1 protein-coding gene is annotated in these 235 nt (G+C 39.6%); it reads left to right on the top strand.

Annotation, left to right across the window (positions count from 1 at the left end; translation table 11 throughout):
• A partial coding sequence (locus tag ACR9ZK_RS23580; RefSeq protein ID WP_481344335.1) for a hypothetical protein occupies positions 1-235 on the top strand: 235 nt, incomplete at both ends.

Below are 235 nucleotides of genomic sequence, written 5' to 3'. Positions count from 1 at the left end.
GGGTTGCCTCAGTCCTTGTAGGATTGATCCTGGTATTTGTCTATTTTATTCTTGCCCGAGAAAGCAGAAGTTTACTGATGGGAGAAGGAATAGCCCCCGAAACGAGAGAGAAAATCACAAAACTAGCTGAAAAAGATGTAGCAGTGGTCAGAACAAAAAATATATTATCTACTTACCAGTCACCCGAGGAAGTAGTATTAATGCTCATTATCGATTTTGAAGACCATCTTGATAC

This window comes from Monashia sp. HAY1-5C, assembly GCF_056755255.1.
Note: the sequence above shows the minus strand (reverse complement) of the source record. Positions and strands in the feature narration are given on the sequence as shown.